Source organism: Idiomarina sp. UBA3176, assembly GCF_002364295.1.
Classification (GTDB): domain Bacteria; phylum Pseudomonadota; class Gammaproteobacteria; order Enterobacterales; family Alteromonadaceae; genus Idiomarina; species Idiomarina loihiensis.
In genome coordinates, this window is sequence record NZ_DEXU01000014.1 from 177204 (window position 1) to 203675 (window position 26472).

The window sequence follows — 26472 nt, forward strand, 5'->3', positions numbered from 1 at the left end:
GATCGCCTTATTCAGTATCAACAATTGTCATATCAACAACTTGCTCAAATAGATTATCCTCGTTACCACCCAACATCCTATAAATTTGCTGATAACTCAATACTGCTTTTACATAATCTCTGGTTTCATGGTACGGAATGGTTTCAACCCACACATCGGCAGCAACAGGTTCGTCAGGCAACCACTCCTTAACTCTATAGTAGCCTGCATTATAGCTGGCTGTAGCTAATAACCAATTATTCTCAAAACGGTGTTTCAACCGGCTTAAATAGTCAGTGCCCAGGCGCACATTGACAGCGGGGTCGTTTAACCGCCGCCAACTATTGTTTTTAGTGTCCAGTTGCTTTGCGGTACCAGGCAGAATCTGCATTAGTCCCCTTGCACCGGCACTTGAATATGCATCGTGCCGAAAGTTACTTTCCCGGCGCGTAATAGCTAAAGCCCAGTTTTCATCAATTCCGGCAGCCTGTGACGCCCGCCCTAATATATCTTTGTAGGCTAAAGGGAAACGAATGCCCACAGCGTCAAAATGCCCTATTTGCGCTAATGTCCATATTGCCTGATCGTGCCATCCCCACTCGCTGGCGAGATATGCCGCAACCTTTTGCTCCTCGCCATCAAGCTGCGTCAATAAATGGTTCCATTCGCGCCGGGCGTCGACCCAACGCTCCAGTTGAATCAGTTCATACGCACGTTGCACGCTAGGATGATTACGAATTTGCTCAAGCTGAACAACACTGACTTCAAGTTTCTCTTGTTCAAGACTCACCGGCTTCTGCAGTCGCGCGGCCGCCAGAAATCCATAGTAATGGCGCTCATCGGCTAAATCTTCATACAACTCTTGTGCGGCCAAAGCGTTACCGGTTATCTCCTGTGAGCGTGCCAGCCAGTAACGCCATTGATTGCCCTGCCGAATGGCAACCGGCAAACTTTGGATCGCATCTCTCAGGCCTTCGTAATCTTTGTCCTTAAGATAAATAGCCAAACGCCACTGTAAAACTCGTTCATTTAACGCGTTTACCGGAACGCGGTCATGCCAGACACGAGCTTCGGGATGAGAATTTAAGCTTAATGCAACAGCAAACTCTTCGGCGATGCGGCCCTCTTGCTGTTCGGTAAAGGGCAGTTGTGAACTCAGCTTTTTATAGCTTCGCAGAGCAATGTTTTCATCACGCCAAACCAGCTTGGTTAAAGCATAGGTAACTATTTGCGCCTCTTTACCAGGATAGCGCCCCTTGTACCAGGAGTCGTCCTCTATAGCGGCGGGTGAATACCTCACCTTGTGATAAAACTCACCCAGATACTGCTGTAATTCAGGCAATAAACCGGTTAAATACGGGAGCAGAGTCGGGTTACCGTGCTCAGCAGCCAATTCCAATCGTTCCCACACTTTTTCTTCGGTGCGCCCACCCAACTTCGTCCATTCGTCCAAAATAGGGTCACAAGCCGACGGAAGCGAAAATCCATGCTTCCAGATAGCATCCACCTGCCGCCTAAAAGGCCCGTCCCCCAAACCCGTTTTACGTTGAGACTCTATAAATTGACAACGATGAGTTAGGGTTCCCGGATGCCGGAAATCCCGAATAAAGCGTGAATATTCATTTTGTCCCGCCAGATAGGTAAGCCACGGTTGTCTTAATTGCCAGTCGAGGGGAGTCTTTTCATACTTTTCGAGAAAATCCAGCACGCGGTCTTCATTGGCCAGATATCCAACTTGCTCCAGCCGGGCCAATTCCAGATACGGCACTAAAGGATAACCCTCCAGCTTTTCAAGTAATAGCCGGTATTCGCCCAAGCGGCCACGTTTAGCCGCGTACTCCGCTTTTTTGAATAGCTCACGCTGCTGCTCCCGTTGTTTTGTATCAACAGGTTCAGACTGAACCGCACCACTGCTTAGCAGGAACAACACGAAAAACAATGGCGCACTGTAACGTATGATAAACGACTGCTTTTTCATTGATTCAAACGCATGTTTAAATAACCGTTGAAAAATTGGCGTATTCGCGCCAAACTCTGTCTACCTTAACCCAAAGCTATAGCAGAATCAGTTTCTTTATAGCAACAAATTAATGGAAGTCGTGGGAGACCCAAGATGATCTATCAAGGTGAAAGCATTCGGGTCGATTTTATCGAACCAGGTTTCGCAGAATTACAATTTGATGCGAAAGGCTCGGTTAATAAATTCGACCAGGCTACATTAGAAGAATTCAGTGAAGCACTGACAAAATTACAGAACACTGACGATTTACGTGGCGTTATTGTTACCAGCAGCAAGTCGACCTTTATTGTCGGCGCTGACATTACCGAGTTCCTGACGCTATTCTCTGATCAGGAAAAAACCCGCAGCTGGGTGGCAAAAGCCTCACGCGTGTTTGATCAATTAGAAGACCTGCCAGTTCCAACCGTTGGAGCCGTAACCGGATTCGCACTGGGCGGCGGTTGTGAAGCATTGTTAGCTTGTGACTACCGTGTTGCGGACACCACAGCAACTATCGGCCTGCCAGAAGTTAAACTGGGTCTTATCCCTGGCTTTGGCGGCACCATGCGCTTACCTCGCGTGATTGGTCCGGACAACGCGCTTGAGTGGATAACCACAGGTAAAAACAACAAAGCCCTTGATGCGCTGAAAGTTGGTGCTGTGGATGCGGTTGTTGAACCGGAAAACCTGACTAAAGCCGCACTCAACTTAGCTAAAGCCGCAGCAGCCGGCCAGCAGGACTGGAAAGCCAAGCGCCAGCCTAAGTTAGAGCCGCTGAAAGCTAACGACACCGAACTGATGATGTCGCTGGTTACCGCCAAAGGCATGATTACGGCAAAAGCAGGCAAACATTACCCGGCGCCTCATAAAGCCTTAGAAGCCATTGAAAACGGTGCCCGCGAGCATCGTGAAGGCGCGCTAACAGCTGAAAACAACGCGTTTTTCGACCTCACCCAAACCGAGGCTTGTCAGGCTCAAGTTGGTATCTTCCTGGCGGATCAGGCAGTTAAAAGTAAGTCGAAAAAATACGCTAAAGCAGCAACCAAAGAAATTAAGACAGCAGGTGTTTTAGGTGCCGGCATTATGGGCGGCGGTATCGCTTACCAGTCAGCGCTTAAAGGCGTACCGGCTGTTATGAAAGACATTAAGCAAGACGCTTTAGACTTAGGCATGAAAGAAGCCGGCAAGATCCTGAAAAAAGGTGTTGAGCGCGGTAAGGTAAACAACGAGAAGATGATTAAAATCTTGTCTTCTATTACGCCTACGTTGCTGAATGACGCAGTCAAAGACGTCGATATTGTCGTAGAAGCCGTTGTCGAAAACCCGAAAGTTAAAGGCTCGGTGCTGGCTGAAATTGAAGGCGTAATTGGCGATGATGCCATTTTGACTTCAAATACCTCGACCATTTCTATTACTGAACTGGCTAAAAACCTGAAGCGCCCTGAGAAATTCTGCGGAATGCACTTTTTCAACCCGGTACACAAAATGCCATTGGTTGAAATTATCCGTGGCGAGAAAACCTCAGATGACACTGTTAATGCGGTAGTCGCTTATGCACTTAAGCTGGGCAAAACTCCTATCGTTGTTAACGACTGCCCGGGCTTCTTAGTAAACCGCGTATTATTCCCTTACCTGGCAGGCTTTGCTGGCATGGTTGATGAAGGCGTTGATTTCGTCGGCATCGACAAGGTTATGGAGAAGCAATTCGGTTGGCCAATGGGTCCTGCGTACTTAAGCGATGTTGTTGGTATTGACACAGCTGATCATTGTACCGTTGTTATGGAAGCAGGCTTCCCGACCCGCATGAAACGCGACGAGTCCAGCGCCATTGCTAAACTGGCAGCTGCTGAGCGTTACGGTCAGAAAAACGGCAAAGGCTTCTATGTTTACGGCACCGACAAAAAAGGAAAGCCAACCAAAGAAGCGGATCCTGCCACTTACGAGCTATTAGGCTGTGAGCAAGGCAAGAAACTGGATGCTGATGAAGTCATTGCGCGCTGCATGATCCCTATGGTGAACGAAGTGGTTCGCTGTCTGGAAGAAGACATTGTTGGCTCTGCTGCCGAAGCAGACATGGCGCTGCTTTATGGCTTAGGCTTCCCTCCATTCCGCGGCGGCCCTTTCCGTTATCTGGAAACGCTTGGCATGGACAACTTTATTCAACTGGCAGACAAGTACGCGCACCTGGGTGAAATTTATCAGGTTACCGACGGCATGCGCGAAATGGCTAAAGCCGGTAAATCTTACTTTGACACAACCAGCGCGAAGTAAGGCTTGAGGAGGTTATTAAAATGAAAGACATCGTCATAGTAGATTGTATTCGTACGCCAATGGGGCGTTCAAAAAATGGTGTTTTCCGCCATACTCGTGCCGAAGACCTCTCAGCTGCGCTGATGAAGGGCTTACTTGAGCGTAACCCGGAAGTTGACCCGGAAGAGCTGGAAGACATTTACTGGGGTTGTGTACAACAAACCTTAGAGCAAGGTTTTAACATTGCGCGTAATTCAGCATTAATAGCCGGTATTCCGCATAAAGTGGCCGGTGTAACGGTTAACCGTTTGTGTGGCTCTTCAATGCAGGCATTGCACGACGCTACGCGCGCTATTATGAACGGCGACGGCGATATCTTTATGGCTGGAGGTGTTGAGCACATGGGTCACGTACCAATGACTCACGGAATTGACTTTCACCCGGGCATGAACAAGTCTGTAGCGAAAGCCTCTGGCAGCATGGGTATGACCGCTGAACTGTTATCTCGTAAGTTCGGTATTACCCGCGAACAACAAGACGAATTTGGTGCACGCTCTCACAGAAAAGCGCACGAGGCGACGGTTGAAGGCCGCTTTGCTAAAGAGATTTACGCAATGAATGGCCACAACGCCGACGGCGAACTGGTACGTGTTACTGAAGACGAAGTGATTCGCCCAGAAACCACTGCTGAAGGCTTGTCACAGCTTCGCCCAGTGTTTGACCCTGCTAACGGTACGGTAACCGCTGGTACCTCGTCAGCCTTGTCAGACGGCGCCGCAGCCATGTTGGTTATGTCTGCTGACAAAGCCAAAGAACTGGGTCTGACGCCACGCGTTAAAATCCGTTCAATGGCCGTTGCAGGCTGCGATCCATCCATTATGGGTTACGGACCGGTTCCGGCAACAGAAAAAGCGCTGAAGCGTGCTGGTGTGTCTATTGATGACATCGACGTTGTTGAACTGAACGAAGCCTTTGCCGCACAGTCGCTGCCTGTACTTAAAGGTTTAAAACTGTTCGACAAGATGGAAGAAAAAGTGAACCTGAACGGCGGTGCTATCGCTTTAGGTCACCCATTAGGCTGTTCTGGCGCTCGTATCTCAACCACGCTAATCAACTTAATGGAAGAGAAAGACGCGAAGCTTGGCTTAGCAACCATGTGCATTGGCCTTGGCCAGGGTATTGCTACTGTCTTCGAACGCGTTTAAAAGAAACAGAAAAATTAGGGCGGTTTAACACTTTAACTGCTCAGAGGAAGGGGGGAGCGAAGGCTCGCCCCTTTTTATTGTCAGGAAAGACTCAGAAACACGCCGTGAACCCATCCCTGGGGGCTTGACTGCAGCCATCCATGGCTGCAGACAGTTTCTGAGTCTTTCCCGCCAACAAACAGCGGCGCAATCCATCACTCCCCCTCACCTATTAAGCGCGAAAGTGTTAAACTACCCAGCTGCCCCATTAATCTCTACTTGAACATAATGACTCAAATTGACTGCGACAAAGAACTCGATACCTTAGGCCTTAAATGCCCAGAGCCCGTAATGTTAGTTCGTGCGGCTATTCGCAAAATGTCGGTTGGAGAGGTATTGCTGATTTTTGCGGATGATCCCGCAACAACCCGGGATATTCCGGGCTTTTGCGAGTTTATGGAGCATGAATTGGTTGGTTCTGAAACCGAAGAAATCCCCTACCGCTACTGGGTTAGGAAATCTCATTAATAGCCTGATGCTTAGATGTCAGGCTTTGTCTTTATTCAAGTACATTTCCCAAAACTCGGCCTGACCTACGTCACCTAATTCATAAGGTGCAAAGCCGAAGTTCTCATAGGCTTTTTTCGCCCGGTCATTGTTCTCAAGCACTTCCAGTGTCAGCTTCACGCAACCGCGGAACTCTGCAAGTGTTTTCACTTCTTCAAGAAGTTTACGCGCAACGCCCTGTCCCCGGTACTCTGGAATGACGGCTATGTCATGAATATTCATTAACGGTTTTGCTGCGAAGGTTGAAAAGCCTTCTACACAGTTTGCAACGCCAACCGGAGTGTCACCATCGTAGGCCAGCAAAGAAAACACATGGCCTCGCTTTGCCATTTCATCTATGAGGCTTTCTTTAACTTCATCTGATATGCCTTCACCGCCACCCATTGGGTCTTTGGCATAAGCATCTAACATAGCAATAACGGCATTGCGGTGTTTGGGGTTGCTGTAATCCGCAAGAGTAATTTCTATCATTCTTCCTTCGCTCATTTTACAACGTAAACTGTTTCATTTGGTCAGCAACAGGCTGATAACAATGACAGCTAGTAACATGGTCGTTCACCATACCAACTGCTTGCATAAAAGCATAGCAAATGGTCGGTCCGACAAACTTAAAGCCTTCCTTTTTTAACGCTTTTGCCATGCTTTGGGAAGCTTCTGTTTCTGTTGGGATCTGACTTTGCGCCTGGTGCTCATTAATAATCGGTGAGCCGCCTACAAACTCCCATAACCACCGCTCAAATTTGACGCCCTTTTCTTCCATTCTTAAATACGCTTCAGCGTTAGTAAAAATGGCATCAATTTTGGCCTTGCTACGGATAATATCACGGTTGCTGTACAACAATTCACGATCAGCGTCACTCATTGCCACGATAGCTTGTGGGTCAAAACCTAAAAAGGCTTTCTCATAGCCGGCCTGTTTACGCAGAATGGTTAACCAGCTAAGCCCCGCCTGCTGCCCGTCCAGACACAGTTTGGCAAAAAGTTCTATCGGGTCGCTTACCGGACGCCCCCACACATTGTCATGATAAGCACGGTAGTCGTCAGTAGATTCACACCAGGAACACCGTTCTGGCTGATTATTTGTCATACCTTCCCCTATAACCAAGGCGATTCAGAGGGTATAATCTACGCATATTTCTCGACCTTCGGTCAACCACAAATAACAAAGCAGAGAATGCGTATGTCGACGTACGATGTGAAAACCTTTCAGGGGCTTATTCTTGCTCTTCAGGATTACTGGGCTCAGCAAGGCTGTGCCGTGGTTCAGCCACTGGATATGGAAGTGGGCGCGGGTACCTTTCATCCAATGACCTTTCTGCGCTCATTAGGTCCGGAGCCAGCCAGTTTTGCCTATGTGCAACCCTGCCGCCGCCCGACCGATGGCCGGTATGGTGAAAACCCGAACCGCCTGCAGCACTATTATCAGTTTCAGGTCATTATGAAACCATCGCCTAAGGACATTCAGGAGCTTTATCTGGGGTCTTTAGAAATGCTGGGCTTTGACACACTAACTCACGACATACGCTTTGTAGAAGACAACTGGGAATCGCCTACTCTGGGTGCCTGGGGTCTGGGCTGGGAAGTCTGGCTTAACGGTATGGAGGTCACTCAGTTTACTTATTTCCAGCAGGTAGGCGGTATCGAATGTCGCCCCGTGGCCGGAGAAATCACCTACGGCCTTGAGCGTTTAGCTATGTACATTCAGGGCGTGGACAGCATCTACGACCTGGTCTGGACCGACGGCCCGCGCGGTAAAATCTTGTATCGGGATGTTTTCCATCAGAACGAAGTTGAGCAGTCGACTTACAACTTTGAATACGCTGACGTTGATGTGCTGTTCCGCCGCTTCGACGACTGCGAAAAAGAATGTGAACTGCTAATTGAAAAATCTCTGGCTTTACCCGCGTACGAGCAGGTTATGCGCGCATCTCACGCCTTTAACTTACTGGATGCCCGACACGCTATCTCTGTAACCGAAAGACAGCGCTACATACTTCGTGTCAGAACCATGGCGAAAGCCGTTGCCGAAGTCTATTACCAGGCGCGCGAAGCTCTTGGCTTCCCTTTAGCCGACAATAAAAACAAACCAGCAGCGAACTAAGGAGAGCGAGCCGTGCAAAAAGAAAACTTATTAATTGAGTTAGGTACTGAAGAGCTTCCTCCAAAAGCCTTAAAGTCGCTGCGTGACAGCTTAAAGTCGGGTATTGAGTCAGGCTTAAAAAGCGCCGAACTGAATTTTGATAATATTGAGGCTTATGCAACCCCTCGCCGACTGGCCGTTCTGGTAAAACAAGTTGAAACCGAACAGCAGGACAAAGAGGCGGAGAAGCGCGGGCCAGCAGTGAATGTGGCTTTTGACGACTCTGGTAAACCGACTAAGGCAGCTGAAGGCTGGGCACGTTCAAACGGCATTACGGTAGAACAGGCTGACCGCCTTAAAACCGAAAAAGGCGAATGGCTACTGCATAAAGCGACAGTAAAGGGTCAGGCGCTGGCTGACTTAGTTCAGGGTATTTTGGAGGCAGCAATTAAAGCCCTTCCTATTCCGAAGCCGATGCGTTGGGGCGACAGCACCGCGCAATTTATTCGTCCGGTGCACACACTAACAGTCATGCTGGGCAGCGAACTTATTGAAGCCGAAATTCTGGAAACGAAGAGTGCTCGTTTTATCCAGGGCCACCGCTTTCATTCGCCCCAAGGTTTTGAGCTCGATCATGTCGACAATTACTTATCTAAGCTGCTTCAAGCGAAAGTGATCGCTAACTTCGAAGAGCGTATTGAAACCATTCAGTCGGAAGTATCACGTCTTGCCTCAGAACTCGGCGGCCAGGTTATTCAGGATGACGAGTTAGTTGAGGAAGTTGCAGCCCTTGTGGAATGGCCCGTTGCTTTAACGGCAAGTTTCGATCAAGGTTTCCTCGCGGTACCAAAAGAACCGCTTATCGTTACCATGAAAGATGACCAACGTTACTTTCCGGTGGAAGATGGCAAAGGTAACTTACTGCCACAGTTTATTTTCATTACCAATATTGAAAGCCGTGACCCTCAGCAGATTATTAAGGGTAACGAGAAAGTCGTTCGCCCTCGCCTGGCGGATGCACAGTTTTTCTTTGAGTCTGATAAGAAAACGGCTTTAGAATCGCGAGTTGCTGCACTGGATTCGGTTCTATTCCAAAAACAACTGGGCAGTATTGGTGACAAAGCGCGCCGCATATCGGTGTTAGCCGGAAAAATTGCAAACCAGTTAACTGCCGACGTAAAAGCCTCAGAACGAGCCGGGCTGCTGTGTAAGGCTGACCTGGTTTCCGATATGGTTTCTGAGTTCCCTGAAACCCAGGGCGTTATGGGTAAACACTATGCGTTGAACGACGGTGAGAGCCCAGTAGTCGCCGAAGCAATAGAACAGCACTACTGGCCTCGTTTTTCGGGCGACGAGCTGCCTTTGACACGAGAGGCTTGTGCCGTCGCTTTAGCAGACAAACTGGATACGCTGGTTGGGATATTCGGTATTGGTCAGGTACCTAAAGGTGACCGTGACCCATTCGCTCTGCGCCGTGCCGCTCTTGGTTTGTTGCGTACTCTGGTAGAACGTAAGCTTTCATTAGACTTACATGAACTGTTAGCGGCATCCGTCGAAGGCTTTGGTGACAAGCTATCGAATAACACTGTCGCTACTGATGTTTTCGATTTTCTACTCGGTCGTTTTCGTCCCTGGTATCAGGATCAAGGCATTACCGTCGATGTTATTCAGTCGGTACTTGCCCGTTCCCCTTCTAAGCCAACGGACTTCGACCAAAGAGTAAAGGCGGTTCAGTCATTTAAGTCTATGGATTCTGCTGCCAGCCTTGCCGCAGCCAATAAACGGGTAGGTAACATCCTGGCAAAATCAGACGAAGAGATATCCGGTAACGTGGATGAAACTCTTCTACAGGAAGATTCTGAAACAACACTTTATCGTTTGGTTAAACAGACAGAAGACGCTGTTAAGCCACTTATTGCTGATGGTAAGTACAGTGACGCCCTCACGCATTTATCTGAGCTTAAAGAGCCTGTGGATGCGTTTTTTGAACATGTCATGGTCAATGCCGATGACGATAAAGTCCGTATTAACCGCCTGAACTTGTTGTTTCGCTTGCGTCAGCTGTTCTTGGAAATAGCGGATATTTCTTTGCTTCAGTAACTAACGCTTTGATTTTTAATAAAAAAGCCGGCTTCATTTTCATGAGCCGGCTTTTTTGTTGCCTGTTGCTTGCTAATGTCGCTGTTAAGCCTAGACGTCCAAGTTAGCAACCTTAAGAGCGTTTGATTCAATAAAGGCTCTACGTGGTTCAACTTCGTCACCCATTAACGTGGTGAACAGCTGGTCAGCGCCAATAGCGTCCTCAATAGTTACCTGAAGCATACGGCGAGTATCAGGGTCCATCGTAGTTTCCCACAGCTGGTCAGGGTTCATTTCGCCCAGACCTTTATAACGCTGAACGTATAAACCTCGCTTGGATTCACCAATAAGCCATTCCACAGCTTCAACAAAGTGTGTAACTGGCTGCTTCTTCTCACCGCGAAGCACATAGCCACCCGGCTCAACCAAAGAGTCGATCTCTTCGCCAAGCGTCACTATTTGTTCGTAGTCTTTAGACATTAAGAATTCATAGTTCAGCGGGTAATCTGTGTCGACACCGTGTTGACGAATCGTCGTCGAAGGTAACCACATCTTGCGTTCAGTATCTTCATGCAAAGAAACGGTATAAGTTGCCGAATTAATTTCACGGGCAGTTAGGTCATCGTTTAATGTTTTAACCCACTTCTCCATGTAATCTTTATCTTTCAAACGATCATCCGTTAAACGAGGCGCATAGAACAGACGCTGTAAGAAACGCTCAGGCATACGACGACTTAAACGCTTAATATTTTCCTGCGCCATCTGATAGCCGTTAACCAAAGTTTCGAGCTTTTCACCAGAAATACCTGGTGCGGTTTCGTTAACATGTAAAGATGCATTATCCAGAGCTAAACTGGTTAAGTAGCGAATCAACGCAGGGTCATCTTTAATATAAACTTCCTGCTTGCCCTTCTTCACTTTGTACAGCGGGGGCTGAGCAATATAGATATATCCGCGCTCGATAATTTCAGGCATTTGACGATAGAAGAACGTCAATAACAAAGTACGAATGTGTGATCCGTCAACGTCGGCATCCGTCATAATAATAATACGGTGATAACGTGTTTTATCCGGGTTGTACTCATCACGGCCAATACCACAGCCCATAGCAGTAATTAATGTACCAACCTCGACAGAAGACAGCATTTTGTCAAAACGCGCTTTTTCTACGTTAAGAATTTTACCTTTAAGTGGCAAAATCGCCTGGTTTTTACGGTTACGACCCTGCTTAGCGGAACCGCCTGCAGAGTCACCCTCCACAATATAAAGTTCAGACAGTGCCGGGTCTTTTTCCTGACAATCGGCCAACTTACCAGGTAAGCCCGCAATATCCAGAGCACCTTTACGGCGTGTCATTTCACGTGCTTTACGAGCGGCTTCACGAGCTCTTGCTGCATCAATAATTTTATTGATAATAAGTTTTGCTTCGCCCGGGTTTTCTAGTAAATAGTCCGCTAACTGCTCGTTCATTGTCTGCTCAACAGCCGACTTCACTTCTGAAGAAACCAGCTTGTCTTTTGTTTGAGACGAAAACTTAGGATCAGGAACTTTAACAGAAATAATGGCGGTCAGACCTTCACGCGCATCGTCACCCGTTGCAGAGGTTTTTGATTTTTTATTATAACCCTCTTTCTCCATGTAGGTGTTCAGTGTGCGCGTCAGAGCGGCACGGAAGCCGGCTAAGTGTGTACCACCATCACGCTGCGGAATGTTGTTGGTAAAACAATAGATGTTTTCCTGGAATGAGTCATTCCACTGCATACTGACTTCAACACCAATACCGTCTTCTCTTTGTATTGTGAAATAGAAAGCTTTTTGGTGAATTGGCGTTTTGTTCTTATTCAAATAATTAACAAAGGCAGCAATACCGCCTTCGTATTTAAATAAATCTTCGCGGTCGTCACGCTCATCGCGCAACCGTATACCAACACCTGAATTCAGGAACGAGAGTTCGCGCAGGCGCTTAGCCAGAATATCGTAGTGGAATTCAGTATTGGTAAAAGTTTCGTGGCTTGGCCAAAAACGCAGTTCTGTACCTGTTGTTTCGGTATCGCCAACAGGTTTTACATCGCTGTCAGGCTCACCCATATGATAAGTCTGCTCGTAAACCTGGCCTTGTCGACGAATGGTCAACTGCAGCTTTTCAGATAGCGCGTTTACAACAGAGATACCAACCCCGTGCAAACCACCAGACACTTTATAAGAGTTGTCGTCGAATTTACCGCCAGCGTGCAGTACGGTCATAATAACCTGAGCAGCTGAAACACCTTCTTCTTCATGTATATCAACTGGAATTCCACGACCATCATCTTTCACACTAACAGAACCGTCAGAGTGAATGATAACCATAATTTCTGAACAGTGACCCGCTAAGGCCTCGTCAATAGAGTTATCGACAACTTCAAAAACCATGTGGTGCAGACCAGTTCCATCATCCGTGTCACCAATGTACATGCCTGGGCGTTTACGAACCGCATCCAACCCTTTCAGAACCTTGATACTCGATGAACCGTAATTATTTTCTTCCATAGTATTATCTCGATATCATTCGTTTATTACCCCATGTTCCACGTGGAACATTCGGGGTGATTTTTGAAATTTATCCGACAACTGCTTTCCAGTAATTGCGGTGATAAACACTTGTGCGTCTAGATTTTCTAACTCACGACAGAGTAACGCTTGGTTTCTTGAATCAAGCTCTGACGTTAAATCATCGACTAAATAAATGCAGGGTTGCCTTTTTATTTTTTGGTAATGCTTCCCTTGCGCTAACTTTAAAGCGGTTATCGCGGTCTTTAATTGTCCGCGAGACAGGCGATGTTTTACTTCCACCCCGTCCGCTATCACTTTTATATCTGCCTTATGTGCCCCAACTGAGGTAAAGCCGTATTTCTTATCTTTCTCTGTATGGCTTTCTAAGGCGTCAAATAAGCTTTGGCTAGTATCCCAGCCCGATTTTAATCGAACCTCCATTGTAACATCGGAGAGAAAAGATTTCGCTAGTTCTTGTATATAATCATTCAGTTCTTCTAGGTATTTTTCGCGACTTTTACTAATGCGCTCGCCATAATAGGCTAACTGCTCTTTCCAATATCGATCTTCTCTTACAGGAAGCGAGCGCTGCTTGAGTAAACTGTTTCTTTGTTTTAGGAGCTGAGTGTACGCAACCCAGTCAGAATAAAAGGAGTGTTCCACGTGGAACACTCCCCAATCTATAAACTGTCTTCTCTGTCCTGGACCTTCCAACAATATATCGACGGATTCAGGTGTTAATAGTTGTACCGGCACCAAACGAGCAACATCAGACATGCGCTGAACGTTCGCGCCATTCAACCTAAGCGACTGTTCACCATCGGTACTGCGTTTTACACCTATAGCGTAATCTTGGGAACGGCAAAATACAGTAAAGCCCGGTTTCCCTTCTTTAATCAACTGACGAAAACCACCCGGCCGAAAAGAACGACCAAAACCGAGTAAATAGATAGCTTCAAGCAAACTGGTTTTTCCGGAACCATTATCGCCGGTTATGATATTAATTTTGGGGCTGGGAGATAGAGCCACTTCCGAGAAATTTCGGAAGTGGCTTAAATTCAACGTCTCAATGAACATTTACGAGGCAGGGTTACAAACGCATCGGCATAATAACGTAACAGCAAGACTCGTCATGCTGAGGTTCAATTAATGCACTACTATTTGAGTCAGACAGAGTAAAAGAAACTTGTTCGTCATCAATGTTATTTAAGACATCTAGCAAATAGCTAACGTTGAAGCCAATTTCCAGATCATCGCCTTGATAATCCACTTCTATCACTTCTTCCGCTTGTTCTTGCTCGGGGTTCGTTGCCGTAATGCAAAGTTCACCACTACTCAAATTCAAACGCACACCGCGAAACTTTTCATTAGAGAGAATAGATGCTCGCCCAAAGGACTGCCGCAACGCATCGCGATGGGCAACAATAACTTTGTCTCCACCGCTAGGTAAAACGCGACGGTAATCAGGAAAACGACCATCTACCAGCTTACTTGTAAAAACAAGCTCTGGTGTTTCCACGCGAATATGGTTGTTTCCTATCGACACTGACACTTCCTGGTCGTCGTCACCTAACAACCGAAGTAACTCGACCACGCCTTTGCGCGGAACAATAACTTGGCGTTGGGCCAAACCTGGCTGATCAATAGCACAAGTGCTCATGGCTAAACGGTGGCCGTCGGTCGCTACGGAACGCAACATGCCGTTATCAGTTTCGAACAACATGCCGTTTAAATAATAACGCACGTCCTGATTCGCCATGGAGAAATGCGTTTTCAACATTAAATCTTTTAATACCGCCTGCTCAGTTACCAGGTGGATATCGCTTTTCCAGTCGTCGATATTTGGAAAGTCATCTGAAGATAAGGTACTCAATTTAAATTTACTGCGACCAGATTTGACTGTGGCACTGTCTTCCTGCGAGGTAAACTCGATGGTCGAGCCTTCAGGCAGACTGCGCACAATATCCAGCAACTTTTTCGCTGGCACTGTAACAGCCGCATCCATATCCGCCGACTCGAGCGGTACAGCCGAAACCAGTTCAACCTCAAGATCTGTTCCGGTTAGTTTAAGCTGACCATTATCGACCTGAAGCAACAAATTCGACAAAATTGGTAAGGTATGCCGCCGTTCAACAGCGCCACTTACAACCTGCAGCGGCTTTAAAAAAGCATCGCGGTTAATTGAAAATTTCATGACTGAGTCCCCTGTTTATAACGACATACTTTTATGACGACAATGTACGAATTAGATTTCGATAATCTTCTTTAATGTCGTGCTGCGCATCTTTTAATTCTTGTATCTTCCGACAAGCATGCAAAACCGTTGTGTGATCACGACCGCCGAACGCGTCGCCTATTTCCGGTAAGCTATGATTAGTCAATTCCTTAGCTAATGCCATTGCTAACTGGCGAGGGCGCGCTACAGAACGGCTACGGCGTTTTGATAAAATATCGGCTAACTTAATATTGTAGTATTCCGCTACCGTCTTCTGAATATTATCAATAGTAACTAATTTTTCCTGGGCGGCAATTAAGTCACGCAAAGCTTCACGGACAAAGTCTATAGTTATAGGCCGTCCTGTGAGTTGCACATTAGCCACAACCCGGTTCAATGCGCCTTCCAGCTCCCGAACATTTGAACGCAAACGTTTAGCAATGAAAAACGCCACTTCGTGAGGCATATGCAAACCACGTTCATCAGCTTTACGCATTAAAATGGCCACCCGGGTTTCTAATTCCGGGGGCTCAATGGCAATGGTAAGACCCCAGCCAAAACGTGACTTCAACCGATCTTCTACTCCGTCTATTTCTTTCGGGTAAAGATCGCTGGTCATAATAATTTGCTGGTTACCTTCCAACAACGCATTAAAGGTATGGAAAAACTCTTCCTGCGAACCTTTTTTATTCGCAAAGAAGTGAATGTCATCAATCAATAACGCATCGACCGAACGATAGTAACGCTTAAACTCGTTGGTTGAACTGTTACGAATAGAGTTCACCATGTCCTGCACAAAACGCTCAGCCCGAATGTAAAACACCTTGGCGTCCTTTTTGTGCGCCATAATGCCATTACCAACCGCATGCAAAAGGTGAGTTTTACCTAAACCGGTACCACCATAAACAAACAGAGGGTTATAAACGCCGCCAGGATTCTCTGCCACCTGAATAGCGGCCGCACGCGCCAACTGGTTTGATTTACCCTCAACAAAGTTATCGAAGGTGTATTCCGGATGAATATTGCTTTCAAAAGGCACTTCCACATCGGTGTTACCTGATGAGAAGTTAGGTGTTTTTCTGCGGGTTGCAGCTGCGCGTTGCGGTGAGCCGCTGTCACGTTGTGTCGGCGACGCTTCCCCAACTTTTAAAACCACGTTAGGCACTTTGTCATCGCACAAAACTTCTAAATAGGTATTAATGGTTTTCAGGTATTTATCACGCACCCAGTCTACCGAATAAATATTCGGAGCAAACAAGGTTAATGTTTCGCCATTGAGTTTGGCTTGTAGGGGTCTGATCCACGTGTTGAACTGCTGTAACGGTAACTCCGATTGCAGTCGCTCTGCACATTGTTGCCAAAGCGAATTATTCACACTCTTCTCCTGGATCGTTTCTTTATAAACATAACCAAAGATTGTACTTCACTCAGCTAATATTCGCTAGCATAAACTGCCTGAAAACAGCGTCAATAAAGGAGTTAAAAAATAGCCATTGAAACCAAAACTGGCGCATAAATTGCTTAAAAGGCCACATTGCCTCAAAATCGGAAAATAAAGCAAATAGTGAATAACTGTTATTTTATCCACATTATTAATGTTATAATCTCAACAGATTGTGGATGATATTATTTTAGGATTTATTGCCTAAAAAAGCCTCTGGTCATTGACTCAACGAGAAAAGATCGGTAAGATCCGCGCTCTAAAAAATTCCGTTCACGTTTGGTTTCAACTTATTCGGCCAGCGTGGGAAATAGCAAACTGACCGATGGAATATTAGTTATGAAAAGAACATTTCAACCAAGCGTATTAAAGCGCAAGCGTTCACACGGTTTCCGTGCTCGCATGGCAACAAAAAATGGCCGCAAAGTACTGGCTCGTCGCCGTGCACGTGGTCGTAAAGTACTGAGTGCATAAAAGTATCTCATACGGAAGGGAGTTACGTCTGTTAACTCCCTCTCATTTCCAGACTGTATTCTCAAACCCTCCTGTAAAAGCCGTTACTGCTCATGTCACTATGTTGGCAACCCCCAATGAGTTAGGCCATCCACGTATTGGTGTTACCGTCAGCAAAAAGCGAGCTAAGCGCGCAGTTGACCGAAACCGCATAAAACGACAAATACGTGAAACCTTCCGTTTAAGCCAACATAAAATTCCCGCTTTCGACATTGTAATTATTGCTAAGCAGGGTATTGTCGAGCAGGATAACGCCGCATTACGGGATACGTTGAATTATTTATGGCGAAAATTAGCAAAGCGTTGCGAACAATACCAATCGCGTTCATAAAGGTTTATCAGTGGTTTATCAGTCCACTGCTGGGCCCGCGTTGTCGTTTTTATCCATCTTGCTCACATTATGCCTGTGAGGCCATACAAAAACACGGTACAATCCGTGGCATTGGCCTTGCTGCAGTAAGAATCAGTAAATGTCACCCAGCTCATGAGGGCGGCTACGACCCGGTTCCACTTGCTAAGCAAGACGCCAAGCCAGAAAATAACAGCGAATCCGAATCTTTACTAAATCAGCCAACAGAGACGAAATCACTATGAATTCGCCACGCACGATATTATTTATTGCCTTTTTAGTGGTGTCTTTCTTCCTATACCAGAATTGGATGGTGGAAACCGCACCCGGAACAAAAGCACCTGAAAACGTTACCTCAACACAATCGAGCAATAACGCTGAAAACAGCGATGTGCCCTCAGGCAGTTCAGCCGTTTCGGCAGACGTCCCGGAAAGTGATCAGCCGGTTGTAGCTCAGCGGGCTGAAACCACAGTTCACGTTCGCACCGACGTGTTAGATGTTGAGATAGATACCCGCGGTGGTGATGTTGTTTCGACTCACTTACTCAAGTTTGCGAAAACTCAGGGTTCTGAAGAACGCTTTCAACTTCTGCAAAACAGTTCAAACAACGTTTACGTCGCTCAGTCAGGCCTAATTGGCCCGGACGGAATTGATGGCAAAGACGGCCGCCCTTCTTATAACTACGTACAAGAAAGCTACGAGTCTACAAGCGAGGTTATTGAAGTTCCTTTAACCTATACGGCTGAGAACGGCGCTGTTTATCGTAAAGTATTTACCTTCACGCCAGGAAAATACACTGTTGATGTTCGGTACGAAGTAGAAAATAACACCAGCAAAACGCTTGAAACCCAATTTTACGGCCAATTAAAACGTTCCGTACACTCAGGCGAAAGTGGCAGTATGATCATGCCTACCTATTTTGGTGCAGCTTATTCCTACGATGAAGACAAGTTCGAAAAATACGATTTCGACAGCATGCAGGACAAAAAGCTGAACGTTACTTCGCAAACTGGTTGGGTCGGAATGCTTGAGCACTATTTCGTGTCAGCCTGGGTGCCGAAACAAGGTCAGCAAAATCGTCTTTATTCTCGAGTAGCCAATGGCAGCCAGGCAATTATCGGTGTCATTTATCCAATGACTGATATTCAGCCAGGCAGCTCCAAAACGATTGAGTCTCAAGTATTTCTGGGTCCAAAAGACCAAGACGCTATGGCTGAAGTCGTCGAGTATCTGGACTTAACCGTCGACTATGGTTTCCTATGGTGGTTAGCTCAACCGATATTCAAACTGCTGCAGTTCTTACAAAGCATCGTTATTAACTGGGGTCTGGCTATTATCCTGACCACAGTTATTGTTAAAGCGCTATTGTTCCCGCTAACTAAGGCACAATACGTTTCAATGGCTAAGATGCGCATGCTGCAGCCAAAAATGACGGCTCTGCGTGAACGTTATGGTGACGACCGACAGAAGATGTCAGGCGCCATGATGAAGCTCTACAAAGAGGAAAAAGTAAATCCTCTGGGCGGCTGTCTGCCTATGCTGTTGCAGCTTCCAATCTTCCTGGCGCTATACTGGGTGCTATTGGAAAGTGTTGAGCTGCGCCATTCTGCTTTTGTGTTCTGGATACAGGATCTGTCAACCAAAGACCCATACTACATCCTGCCTATTTTAATGGGTGCCAGTATGTTCTTAATGCAGCGACTGCAGCCAACACCGACGGCTGACCCAATGCAACAGAAACTGTTTCAGTATATGCCGGTTATCTTTACCGTATTCTTCCTGTGGTTCCCATCGGGTCTGGTACTGTACTGGCTGGTCAGTAACTTGATTACCATTGCGCAAATGCTGATCATTTACCGGGGCTTAGAGAAGAAAGGGATTAACGTTCGAAACAAGAAATAATCCAACATTAAGGCCCGGCTAATGCCGGGCTTTAGTCCTTTGGGGAGCAGCAAAAATGCAAACTGAAACAGATTTTGACGACACCATAGTAGCTCAGGCAACGCCTCCCGGACGCGGCGGTGTTGGTATTGTTCGCGTGAGCGGAAAAGCCTGTAAAGAGGTTGCAGAAAAGCTGTTAGGTCACTGCCCCAAGCCTCGTAAAGCAGAGTACCTGCCGTTTTACGATTTACAGAAACAACTGTTGGACGAAGGCATAGCGCTCTTTTTCCTGGGTCCAAACTCCTTTACCGGAGAAGATGTCTTAGAACTGCAAGGCCATGGTGGGCCGGTTATTATCGATATGATAATTCGAGCAATACTGGAAATTCCCGGTATTCGCCCTGCTCGTCCCGGTGAGTTTAGCGAACGAGCATTCTTAAACGACAAGCTCGATCTCACCCAGGCAGAAGCCATTGCCGACCTAATTGATACCAACTCAGAGCAGGCCGCAAAAGCCGCCTTACAAAGCCTAAAAGGTGAGTTTTCTCATAAAATTGATCAGTTGGTAGACGCCGTTATTCACCTGAGAATATACGTTGAAGCGGCTATCGACTTTCCTGATGAAGAAATCGATTTTCTTTCCGATGGCAAAGTATCCGGCGATTTAGCTGAAATTATCGACCAGCTGTTCCACATAGAACAGGAAGCCAAGCAAGGCACGCTCATGCGCGAAGGCATGCGCATTGTTATTGCCGGACGCCCCAATGCGGGTAAGTCCAGCTTGCTTAACGCGCTGGCGGGTCGTGAATCAGCTATTGTAACGGAAATAGCAGGAACCACTCGCGATGTTCTGCGGGAGCACATTCAAATAGACGGTATGCCGCTGCATATTATCGATACCGCAGGTTTACGCGAAAGCCCTGACCATGTTGAGAAAATTGGTATTGAACGCGCCTGGGATGAAATACGCCAGGCTGACCGCGTGCTGTTTATGGTCGACAGTCAGGAAACCTCTGCCATTCATCCCGACGATATTTGGCCAGAATTTTTCGCACAATTACCCGAGGACATGCCCTACACCGTTATTCGCAATAAAGTCGATTTATCGGAAGAGCCCACGGGTATAGATGAACACAACAACATTCCGGTTATTCATCTTTCCGCCAAAACAGGACATGGCATTGAATTGCTTAGAGAACACCTAAAACATTGTGTTGGTTACAGTGCAACCTCCGAAGGCAGTTTCATGGCAAGACGCCGCCATTTAGAGGCTCTGGCTAAAGCGAAAGTACATCTACTGCAAGGTCAGGAACAGTTAGAAGCCAATATGGCAGGTGAAATACTGGCAGAAGAACTTCGCCTAACTCAGCAGCACCTCAATGAAATTACCGGCGAATTCACTTCTGATGACCTCCTTGGCCAGATTTTTGGTTCGTTTTGTATCGGTAAATAAAGCTTTTTCTTAGTCGTACAACTAAGGAGCACCAGTGAAAGACAAGTTAGCGCAATGGGGGTTTGACTATGTTCGCCTGCGGTTTGGCTTTCGAACCGGCGTTGCTGCCTGCTTATCTCTTATTATTGCCTGGGCTATGGGCTTAGAGCATCCTCAATGGTCTGCTATGACAGTTTGGGCCGTTTCCCAGCCAACTCGTGGTCTTCTTATAGAAAAGGCCGCATACCGGGCGTTAGGCACTCTTTTAGGGACTATGTTCGGTATGGTGCTGGTGGTTTCTGCCAGTGGCGAAATCATTTGGCTGGTGGCGGGCTTAACTCTGTGGGTATCGCTTTGTGTCTACACGGGCAATTTACTGCACGGGCTTATTTCTTACGGCACCATACTTGCCGGGTATTCAGCTTCCATGGTGGTGTTGCTAACACAAAACCCTGACGCACTTATGCCCCTCGGAATTGACCGTCTACTCACGGTTTTTGTCGGCATTATGACATCACTCGTTATTGGCTGGGCTTTTACTTATAAAAGAGCGGAACAAAGCTTAATTAACCAACTTCGCCGACAAACCGCAGCTAACTTGCACGATATTAGTCGTTACTTCGCCGAACCGGATAATAACGATTTAAACCTTGCCGATAAGTTATCAAAACTGGCGGCCCTCGAAGCTCAACTGCTCGATCACGGCACCGGCTCTGTCAGTGCTCATGAATCGGCCAAAACGTTACGCTTGGTCATTAACAGCCAACTGGGGTTTCTGGCTGAACTGAATATTCAGGAGCCGGAAAAAAACCAAGAAGTAAGCGATTACTTACTCGAAGCGTCAAATAAATTAAATGCTTCCGCTAAACGTTCCGAAATTGTAGAACCTCTCAAAACTGCTCTGGAATCCATTAAAAACGCCGCACTGAAAAAACGCTTTAATGAATTTGTTGAAGCAACCAACGACCGATTATCTTTTCGTGATTCGGGCAAAACTGCCACTTCCACCTTACTCAGCAAAACCATTTTGCATCGCGACTGGTTGGGTGCACGCCAGGCGGCCATACGCACTTTAGTTATTATGGGGCTCATTGGCGCAAGCTGGTGGTATACCGGATTATTTCAATTCGCTTATTTAATGCTGGGTGCTTCAGTTATGTTGACGCTATTCTCCACCGCAGACAATCCGGCATTAACCATGAAATATGTATTTTTTGGGCAGTGTGCCGGCGCGCTGGCAGCCGTAATTATACAGGCAACAATCTGGCAATATCAGGATTCCATTTTATGGATGCTGGTTGCTTTAATGCCGGTTATTTTGCTGGCGGGTTTTCCTATGGCTCATCAAAAAACGGCGAACGGCAGTATGGATTTCAACCTGGTCTTTCTACTGTTAATGCAGCCCTCTATCAGTTATTCGTTCCACCTTGGTCATTCGGCGAGTATTGCTCTGGCAGTCGTTGCCGCTCCTCTTCTTTCATTAATTGCTTATCGACTTATTTATCCAACCAATTTAAAAGCGCGTTATCAAAGCTTACTGCAAACTCTGACCGAAGAAATTGACCAACTGAACAAAACAAAACTCACCGAAAGCCAATACAACCGACGTAAAGCACGTTTCTACCATCGCGTAATAAAGCTTACCCAAATTAGCGACAAACTGGGAATGAAAGACAAAGACGCCATTCTCGGGCACCTTTTAACCGGCCAGAAGCGATTAAATTCCACTGGCTAACTCAACCTTTTTAGCGCGCGACCAGCGTTTTATTTCATATTCCCGCTGACACGCCTTCGTTCGGTTTGGGTGTTCCTCACTCCAGACAAGTGCTACAGGACGCCGGGCACGGGTGTACTTAGCTGCCTTTTTATCGTCCGTATTATGCTCATTCACACGCCGTTCAATGTCCGTTGTGACACCGGTATAAAACGTATTGTCTGCACATTTAATTAGATAAACCGCCCAGCTCACGACTTGAACTCTCTCCAGCTAAACCCAATACATAGTGTAACAACAGTTACTCAATGAACCGACTAAGGATGACATTATGAGCAGACATTTTGATGAAGCCAAGGGTTTGTCTGAACAACACGACCCCGCAACACACGACTTTGTATTTAACCAGACCATGTTCCGCATTAAAGACCCGGAGCGCACCTTAAAATTTTACAGTGAAGTTCTGGGCATGACATTGGTTAAGCGCTTCGACTTCCCGGAAATGGAGTTTACGCTGTATTTCATGGCTGCCATGTCGCCTGAACAACGAAAAGACTGGTCAACCGACAAAGACAAGCGCATTGAACAGACCTTTGGTCGCCCGGCCATGCTGGAACTGACTCACAACTGGGGTGACGAGAACGACGACTCAGTGTCTTATCACAGTGGTAATGAAGAGCCTAAAGGCTTTGGTCACATAGGTTTCGCCGTACCAGATATTGATGCCGCTTGTGAGCGCTTCGAAAAAATGGGCGTAGAGTTTCAAAAACGCCCGAACGACGGTAAAATGAAAGGCATTGCCTTTATTAAAGACCCGGATGGCTACTGGATTGAAATATTCACACCGGATCGCCAACCGGAATTGCTGAAAGAGCACTTAAAATAACGATGGTACCGTGAAAAAAGGCCAGTTCATTTGAGCTGGCCTTTTTCTCTTCTGTAGTACCTTTGCAATTCATTTTACTGTTCTGAAAGCATCGACTTCACTCTATCTTCCAGAGACGTCATTCCATGCTCGCGTCCAACTTCTAACGCGTTTTCTACCGACATTCCATCTAACCAGCCGGCACGCAATGCCATTAACGCCCCAACGCGGTTACTGGAAGCACAATGGACCAGCACGGTTTTATCGCTGTTCTCTAATAAAATACGATCAACCAGGCGTGCGTTAGCAAGCGTTACTCCATCAGCTCCATTTACCGGAACATGGTAATACGCCATGCCATTACGGGTAACCACTGCGGCTTCCTCACTGTCGGTCATTTCTTTTTGTGAAAGCAGATTAATAACAACCTCACCACCTTCATCAGCAAAGTCAGCCAACTGCTCATTTGATGGTGTGCCCATCACCCATAACTTATCTGACACCTGTTTGGGTGACTCAATGCCGGCAAAAACATTCGTTGAAACTATTGCTACACTAAAAGCGACTAATACATTAACCAGAGCTTTTACCATTTGGGTTCTCCTGTATGATTCTCGTGTTTTTAATAGTAGCAAATGAGTTAAAAATTTTATGACTGTTTTACATCTTTTAGTGGGTACAACCTCCGGAAATACCGAGTTTTTAGCCGATACTGTCAGCGAAAAACTAAATCAGCAGGGCATTGAAACCGAGCTACATTACGAACCGGAATTTGAGAAGTTACCCAGCAATCAACCCTGGTTAATTTTTCTTGCCAGCCATGGTGCGGGTGATTATGCCGACTCCATGCTCGATTTCTACGACGAAATAAAGGATCCCCAAAGCCCAGATTTAGCCGGACTGAACTATGCCGTAGTGGCGGTTGGTGAATCCTGTTATGACACCTTCTGCGAAGCCGGTCGACATTGCGATAAACGCTTACAGGAATTAGGCGGAACACAAATGACCGATCGTTTAGAAATAGACATGCTGGAAGACGATCCGGAAGAGAAAACATTAAACTGGTTACCCGCGATCGCTGATTCTGTAAAGGCTCTGTGATCATACCCACAGGCTTGTGCACAAGGATTTCAGCTTGTGACTAAGGTTGGAATAAGATCACTTAAGCACTGTCAGTGAAGTGGGTATAACACTGGGGATAAACTGATCTGTGTATAACTACCCTACTTATCCACGATCTATGATCCCGGTTCAAGGGCACTTATCTACAAAGAGTGATCTTGCTCCAGGATATATTTAAAAAGGGCTTCAGCGATCTATTCACAGAAATCCGCTGACTAGTAGTAATAGTAATAAAAGATCTAAATAAGATCCTTTACTGATCTTCTTTAAGATCTTTAACAGCGCTGAACGAAATTTAACCATTTAGATTTAAGTGAAATCGCGTTAAAATAATCGGCTAACTTCCTATTCTTCAAACAAAGGTCACTTTGCATGTCACAACAGAGCCAACAACACTTTGACGTTATTGTTGTCGGTGGAGGACACGCCGGAACAGAAGCTGCGTTAGCCGCCGCTCGTTTAGGTGTTAAAACCCTATTGCTTACGCATAATATTGATACTTTAGGGCAAATGTCCTGTAACCCAGCCATTGGGGGAATAGGAAAAGGTCATTTAGTAAAAGAGATCGATGCACTTGGCGGCGCTATGGCCAAAGCAGCCGATAAAGCCGGAATTCAATTCAGAACACTGAATTCGTCCAAAGGTCCTGCAGTGCGCGCAACCAGAGCTCAGGCTGATCGACAGCTTTACAAACAAGCGATCCGCTACGCACTGGAAACCCAGCCAAATCTGTCAATATTCCAACAAGGTTGTGACGATCTGATCGTCGAGAGCGATCGCGTTACTGGTGTTGTTACCCAAATGGGTCTTAAGTTCACGGCAAAAACCGTGGTGCTGACCGTAGGAACATTCCTCGGCGGACAAATCCATATTGGTCTGGATAACTACCAGGGCGGACGTGCAGGCGATCCTCCATCAAACGCGTTAGCTAAAAGATTACGTGCATTGCCATTACGAGTTGAACGCTTAAAAACTGGCACACCACCACGTATCGCCAGCCACAGTGTTGATTTTTCTGTTATGCAGGAACAACCGGGTGATACCCCTACTCCGGTATTTTCTTACATGGGTTCTCGTTCTGATCACCCACAACAAATTCCGTGTTACATCACGCATACCAACGAAAATACCCACGAGATTATTCGTTCCGGGCTTGATCGTTCACCCATGTATTCTGGTGTGATTGAAGGCGTTGGACCACGTTACTGTCCTTCAATTGAAGATAAAATTGTGCGTTTTGCTGACAAAGGCTCGCATCAAATTTTTGTTGAACCAGAAGGCTTAGATACCTTTGAAATTTACCCTAACGGCATTTCAACCAGCTTGCCGTTTGATGTTCAGCAGCGTCTGGTTCAATCAATTAAAGGCTTTGAAAATGCGCATATCACACGTCCCGGCTATGCGATCGAATACGATTACTTTGATCCACGAGATCTGAAACAGTCTCTGGAAACCAAAGTCATTGACGGCTTGTTCTTCGCTGGCCAGATTAACGGTACAACAGGCTATGAAGAAGCCGGTGCACAAGGGCTTATTGCTGGTTTAAATGCCGCGTTGCAGGCGCAGGACAAAGAATCCTGGGCACCACGACGCGATCAGGCCTACATGGGGGTGTTGATCGATGACTTATCGACTCTGGGCACTCAGGAACCCTACCGTATGTTCACTTCGCGCGCTGAATATCGTCTGTTGCTGCGTGAAGATAACGCCGATATGCGATTAACTGAAATTGGCCGTAATCTCGGTTTAGTGGATGATGAACGCTGGGCCGCGTTTAATAAGAAAATGGAATCAGTCGAGCAGGAAAAACAACGCTTAAAAACTACCTGGGTGCATAAAGATCATGCATCTGTAGAGCAAATTAACGCGCTGGTCAAAAGCCCTGTCACCAAAGAAGTGAGTGGTGAAGAACTGCTTCGGCGCCCGGAAATTCATTACAAAGATTTAGCCTTAACCGACTTTTTTGCGCCGGGGTTAGACGATCCTTTAGCGGCAGAACAGGTTGAGATCCAAATTAAATATGCGGGTTATATAACGCGTCAGCAGGAAGAAATAGCAAAACAACAACGTCATGAAAATACCTTGCTGCCCTCGCCTTTCGATTACGCTAAAATTAAGGGGTTATCGAACGAAGTGGTTGCAAAGTTAAATGATCATCAGCCTGAGACCGTTGGTAAAGCAGCGCGTATTTCCGGAATTACTCCGGCGGCTGTTTCAATGTTATTGGTTCACCTGAAAAAACAGGGTTTATTGCGTAAAAGTGCTTAAG

General features: G+C 46.5%; 23 protein-coding genes. 14 read left to right on the forward strand and 9 right to left on the reverse strand.

Annotated features, from left to right (window positions below):
- Positions 1-7: 7 nt before the first annotated feature.
- Positions 8-1957 (reverse strand): transglycosylase SLT domain-containing protein, encoded by a 1950-nt coding sequence (locus B2U97_RS05725; RefSeq protein WP_286823838.1) that lies wholly within the window; start codon positions 1955-1957, stop codon positions 8-10.
- 135 nt (positions 1958-2092) lie between these two features.
- Here B2U97_RS05725 and fadB point away from each other — a divergent pair, with 135 nt between their 5' ends.
- From fadB to tusA, 3 genes are all read left to right on the forward strand, one after another.
- Complete coding sequence (fadB, locus tag B2U97_RS05730) at positions 2093-4249, forward strand: fatty acid oxidation complex subunit alpha FadB (RefSeq protein WP_114981826.1); 2157 nt, start codon at positions 2093-2095, stop codon at positions 4247-4249.
- Positions 4250-4269: 20 nt separating this feature from the next.
- Complete coding sequence (gene fadA / locus B2U97_RS05735) at positions 4270-5433, forward strand: acetyl-CoA C-acyltransferase FadA (RefSeq protein ID WP_011233274.1); 1164 nt, start codon at positions 4270-4272, stop codon at positions 5431-5433.
- Between the two features lie 267 nt (positions 5434-5700).
- A complete protein-coding gene (tusA, locus tag B2U97_RS05740; protein WP_110012851.1) occupies positions 5701-5940 on the forward strand; it encodes a sulfurtransferase TusA in 240 nt (79 codons plus the stop codon).
- 18 nt (positions 5941-5958) lie between these two features.
- Here the strand turns inward: tusA and B2U97_RS05745 are convergent, their stop codons facing one another.
- Together B2U97_RS05745 and B2U97_RS05750 are read right to left on the reverse strand one after the other, a co-directional pair.
- On the reverse strand, positions 5959-6450 hold the full coding sequence (locus B2U97_RS05745; RefSeq protein WP_110012850.1) for a GNAT family N-acetyltransferase: 492 nt from the start codon (positions 6448-6450) through the stop codon (positions 5959-5961).
- 16 nt (positions 6451-6466) lie between these two features.
- Entirely contained in the window at positions 6467-7066 is a 600-nt protein-coding gene (locus B2U97_RS05750; RefSeq protein ID WP_110012849.1) for a DNA-3-methyladenine glycosylase I, read from the reverse strand.
- 93 nt (positions 7067-7159) lie between these two features.
- On the opposite strand from B2U97_RS05750, the gene glyQ reads away from it, so the two are divergent.
- Both glyQ and glyS read left to right on the forward strand, forming a co-directional pair.
- A complete protein-coding gene (gene glyQ, locus B2U97_RS05755; RefSeq protein ID WP_286823837.1) occupies positions 7160-8080 on the forward strand; it encodes a glycine--tRNA ligase subunit alpha in 921 nt (306 codons plus the stop codon).
- Positions 8081-8092: 12 nt separating this feature from the next.
- Positions 8093-10159 carry a glycine--tRNA ligase subunit beta gene (glyS, locus tag B2U97_RS05760; RefSeq protein WP_286823836.1) on the forward strand — a complete coding sequence of 689 codons (2067 nt, stop codon included), beginning with the start codon at positions 8093-8095 and terminating at the stop codon, positions 10157-10159.
- A gap of 90 nt (positions 10160-10249) precedes the next feature.
- Here the strand turns inward: glyS and gyrB are convergent, their stop codons facing one another.
- The 4 genes from gyrB to dnaA are packed head-to-tail and all read right to left on the reverse strand — an operon-like array spanning position 10250 to position 16260.
- The gene (gene gyrB / locus B2U97_RS05765; protein ID WP_110012847.1) at positions 10250-12667 is read right to left on the reverse strand and encodes a DNA topoisomerase (ATP-hydrolyzing) subunit B; all 2418 of its coding nucleotides are present in this window, start codon (positions 12665-12667) and stop codon (positions 10250-10252) included.
- Positions 12668-12682: 15 nt separating this feature from the next.
- Positions 12683-13747, reverse strand: coding sequence for a DNA replication/repair protein RecF (gene recF, locus B2U97_RS05770; protein ID WP_286823835.1), 1065 nt, complete (start codon positions 13745-13747; stop codon positions 12683-12685).
- 13 nt (positions 13748-13760) lie between these two features.
- A complete protein-coding gene (gene dnaN, locus B2U97_RS05775; RefSeq protein WP_011233266.1) occupies positions 13761-14864 on the reverse strand; it encodes a DNA polymerase III subunit beta in 1104 nt (367 codons plus the stop codon).
- Positions 14865-14895: 31 nt separating this feature from the next.
- The gene (dnaA, locus tag B2U97_RS05780) at positions 14896-16260 is read right to left on the reverse strand and encodes a chromosomal replication initiator protein DnaA (RefSeq protein WP_114981832.1); all 1365 of its coding nucleotides are present in this window, start codon (positions 16258-16260) and stop codon (positions 14896-14898) included.
- Positions 16261-16665: 405 nt separating this feature from the next.
- Here dnaA and rpmH point away from each other — a divergent pair, with 405 nt between their 5' ends.
- Genes rpmH through B2U97_RS05810 form a run of 6 tightly spaced genes read left to right on the forward strand, consistent with a single transcriptional unit; the run spans position 16666 to position 22237 of the window.
- Complete coding sequence (gene rpmH / locus B2U97_RS05785; protein WP_011235863.1) at positions 16666-16800, forward strand: 50S ribosomal protein L34; 135 nt, start codon at positions 16666-16668, stop codon at positions 16798-16800.
- Positions 16793-17170, forward strand: a complete 378-nt coding sequence (rnpA, locus tag B2U97_RS05790; RefSeq protein ID WP_110012843.1) for a ribonuclease P protein component — start codon at positions 16793-16795, stop codon at positions 17168-17170. The genes rpmH and rnpA overlap by 8 nt, the downstream gene beginning before the upstream one ends.
- On the forward strand, positions 17122-17433 hold the full coding sequence (gene yidD, locus B2U97_RS05795; protein WP_011235861.1) for a membrane protein insertion efficiency factor YidD: 312 nt from the start codon (positions 17122-17124) through the stop codon (positions 17431-17433). The genes rnpA and yidD overlap by 49 nt, the downstream gene beginning before the upstream one ends.
- Positions 17430-19091, forward strand: a complete 1662-nt coding sequence (gene yidC / locus B2U97_RS05800; RefSeq protein WP_286823830.1) for a membrane protein insertase YidC — start codon at positions 17430-17432, stop codon at positions 19089-19091. Before yidD ends, yidC begins: the two co-directional genes overlap by 4 nt.
- Before the next feature lie 55 nt (positions 19092-19146).
- A complete protein-coding gene (gene mnmE / locus B2U97_RS05805; RefSeq protein ID WP_153849336.1) occupies positions 19147-20523 on the forward strand; it encodes a tRNA uridine-5-carboxymethylaminomethyl(34) synthesis GTPase MnmE in 1377 nt (458 codons plus the stop codon).
- Between the two features lie 34 nt (positions 20524-20557).
- Positions 20558-22237 carry an FUSC family protein gene (locus B2U97_RS05810; protein ID WP_286830335.1) on the forward strand — a complete coding sequence of 560 codons (1680 nt, stop codon included), beginning with the start codon at positions 20558-20560 and terminating at the stop codon, positions 22235-22237.
- On the opposite strand, the gene B2U97_RS05815 is transcribed toward B2U97_RS05810, so the two are convergent.
- Positions 22220-22471, reverse strand: a complete 252-nt coding sequence (locus B2U97_RS05815) for a GIY-YIG nuclease family protein (protein ID WP_286823824.1) — start codon at positions 22469-22471, stop codon at positions 22220-22222. The two genes, B2U97_RS05810 and B2U97_RS05815, sit on opposite strands and share 18 nt — an antisense overlap.
- Positions 22472-22547: 76 nt before the next feature.
- Between B2U97_RS05815 and gloA the strand changes: the two genes are divergently transcribed.
- Complete coding sequence (gene gloA, locus B2U97_RS05820) at positions 22548-23102, forward strand: lactoylglutathione lyase (RefSeq protein WP_286823823.1); 555 nt, start codon at positions 22548-22550, stop codon at positions 23100-23102.
- Positions 23103-23176: 74 nt separating this feature from the next.
- Here gloA and B2U97_RS05825 read toward each other — a convergent pair whose 3' ends face one another.
- Entirely contained in the window at positions 23177-23674 is a 498-nt protein-coding gene (locus B2U97_RS05825; protein ID WP_286823822.1) for a beta-lactamase hydrolase domain-containing protein, read from the reverse strand.
- A 58-nt stretch (positions 23675-23732) separates the two neighbouring features.
- On the opposite strand from B2U97_RS05825, the gene B2U97_RS05830 reads away from it, so the two are divergent.
- A complete protein-coding gene (locus B2U97_RS05830; protein WP_286823821.1) occupies positions 23733-24182 on the forward strand; it encodes a flavodoxin domain-containing protein in 450 nt (149 codons plus the stop codon).
- 393 nt (positions 24183-24575) lie between these two features.
- Positions 24576-26471 carry a tRNA uridine-5-carboxymethylaminomethyl(34) synthesis enzyme MnmG gene (gene mnmG / locus B2U97_RS05835; RefSeq protein WP_286823799.1) on the forward strand — a complete coding sequence of 632 codons (1896 nt, stop codon included), beginning with the start codon at positions 24576-24578 and terminating at the stop codon, positions 26469-26471.
- Position 26472 lies beyond the last annotated feature (1 nt).

Coding starts and splice junctions, on each gene's coding strand:
- B2U97_RS05750 (WP_110012849.1), bottom strand. CDS start 7,066: ATGACAAATAATCAGCCAGAACGGTGTTCCTGGTGTGAATCTACTGAC.
- tusA (WP_110012851.1), top strand. CDS start 5,701: ATGACTCAAATTGACTGCGACAAAGAACTCGATACCTTAGGCCTTAAA.
- gyrB (WP_110012847.1), bottom strand. CDS start 12,667: ATGGAAGAAAATAATTACGGTTCATCGAGTATCAAGGTTCTGAAAGGG.
- fadA (WP_011233274.1), top strand. CDS start 4,270: ATGAAAGACATCGTCATAGTAGATTGTATTCGTACGCCAATGGGGCGT.
- B2U97_RS05830 (WP_286823821.1), top strand. CDS start 23,733: ATGACTGTTTTACATCTTTTAGTGGGTACAACCTCCGGAAATACCGAG.
- B2U97_RS05725 (WP_286823838.1), bottom strand. CDS start 1,957: ATGAAAAAGCAGTCGTTTATCATACGTTACAGTGCGCCATTGTTTTTC.
- gloA (WP_286823823.1), top strand. CDS start 22,548: ATGAGCAGACATTTTGATGAAGCCAAGGGTTTGTCTGAACAACACGAC.
- fadB (WP_114981826.1), top strand. CDS start 2,093: ATGATCTATCAAGGTGAAAGCATTCGGGTCGATTTTATCGAACCAGGT.
- glyQ (WP_286823837.1), top strand. CDS start 7,160: ATGTCGACGTACGATGTGAAAACCTTTCAGGGGCTTATTCTTGCTCTT.
- B2U97_RS05745 (WP_110012850.1), bottom strand. CDS start 6,450: ATGATAGAAATTACTCTTGCGGATTACAGCAACCCCAAACACCGCAAT.
- mnmG (WP_286823799.1), top strand. CDS start 24,576: ATGTCACAACAGAGCCAACAACACTTTGACGTTATTGTTGTCGGTGGA.
- yidD (WP_011235861.1), top strand. CDS start 17,122: ATGGCGAAAATTAGCAAAGCGTTGCGAACAATACCAATCGCGTTCATA.
- dnaN (WP_011233266.1), bottom strand. CDS start 14,864: ATGAAATTTTCAATTAACCGCGATGCTTTTTTAAAGCCGCTGCAGGTT.
- rpmH (WP_011235863.1), top strand. CDS start 16,666: ATGAAAAGAACATTTCAACCAAGCGTATTAAAGCGCAAGCGTTCACAC.
- recF (WP_286823835.1), bottom strand. CDS start 13,747: ATGTTCATTGAGACGTTGAATTTAAGCCACTTCCGAAATTTCTCGGAA.
- mnmE (WP_153849336.1), top strand. CDS start 19,147: ATGCAAACTGAAACAGATTTTGACGACACCATAGTAGCTCAGGCAACG.
- yidC (WP_286823830.1), top strand. CDS start 17,430: ATGAATTCGCCACGCACGATATTATTTATTGCCTTTTTAGTGGTGTCT.
- B2U97_RS05825 (WP_286823822.1), bottom strand. CDS start 23,674: ATGGTAAAAGCTCTGGTTAATGTATTAGTCGCTTTTAGTGTAGCAATA.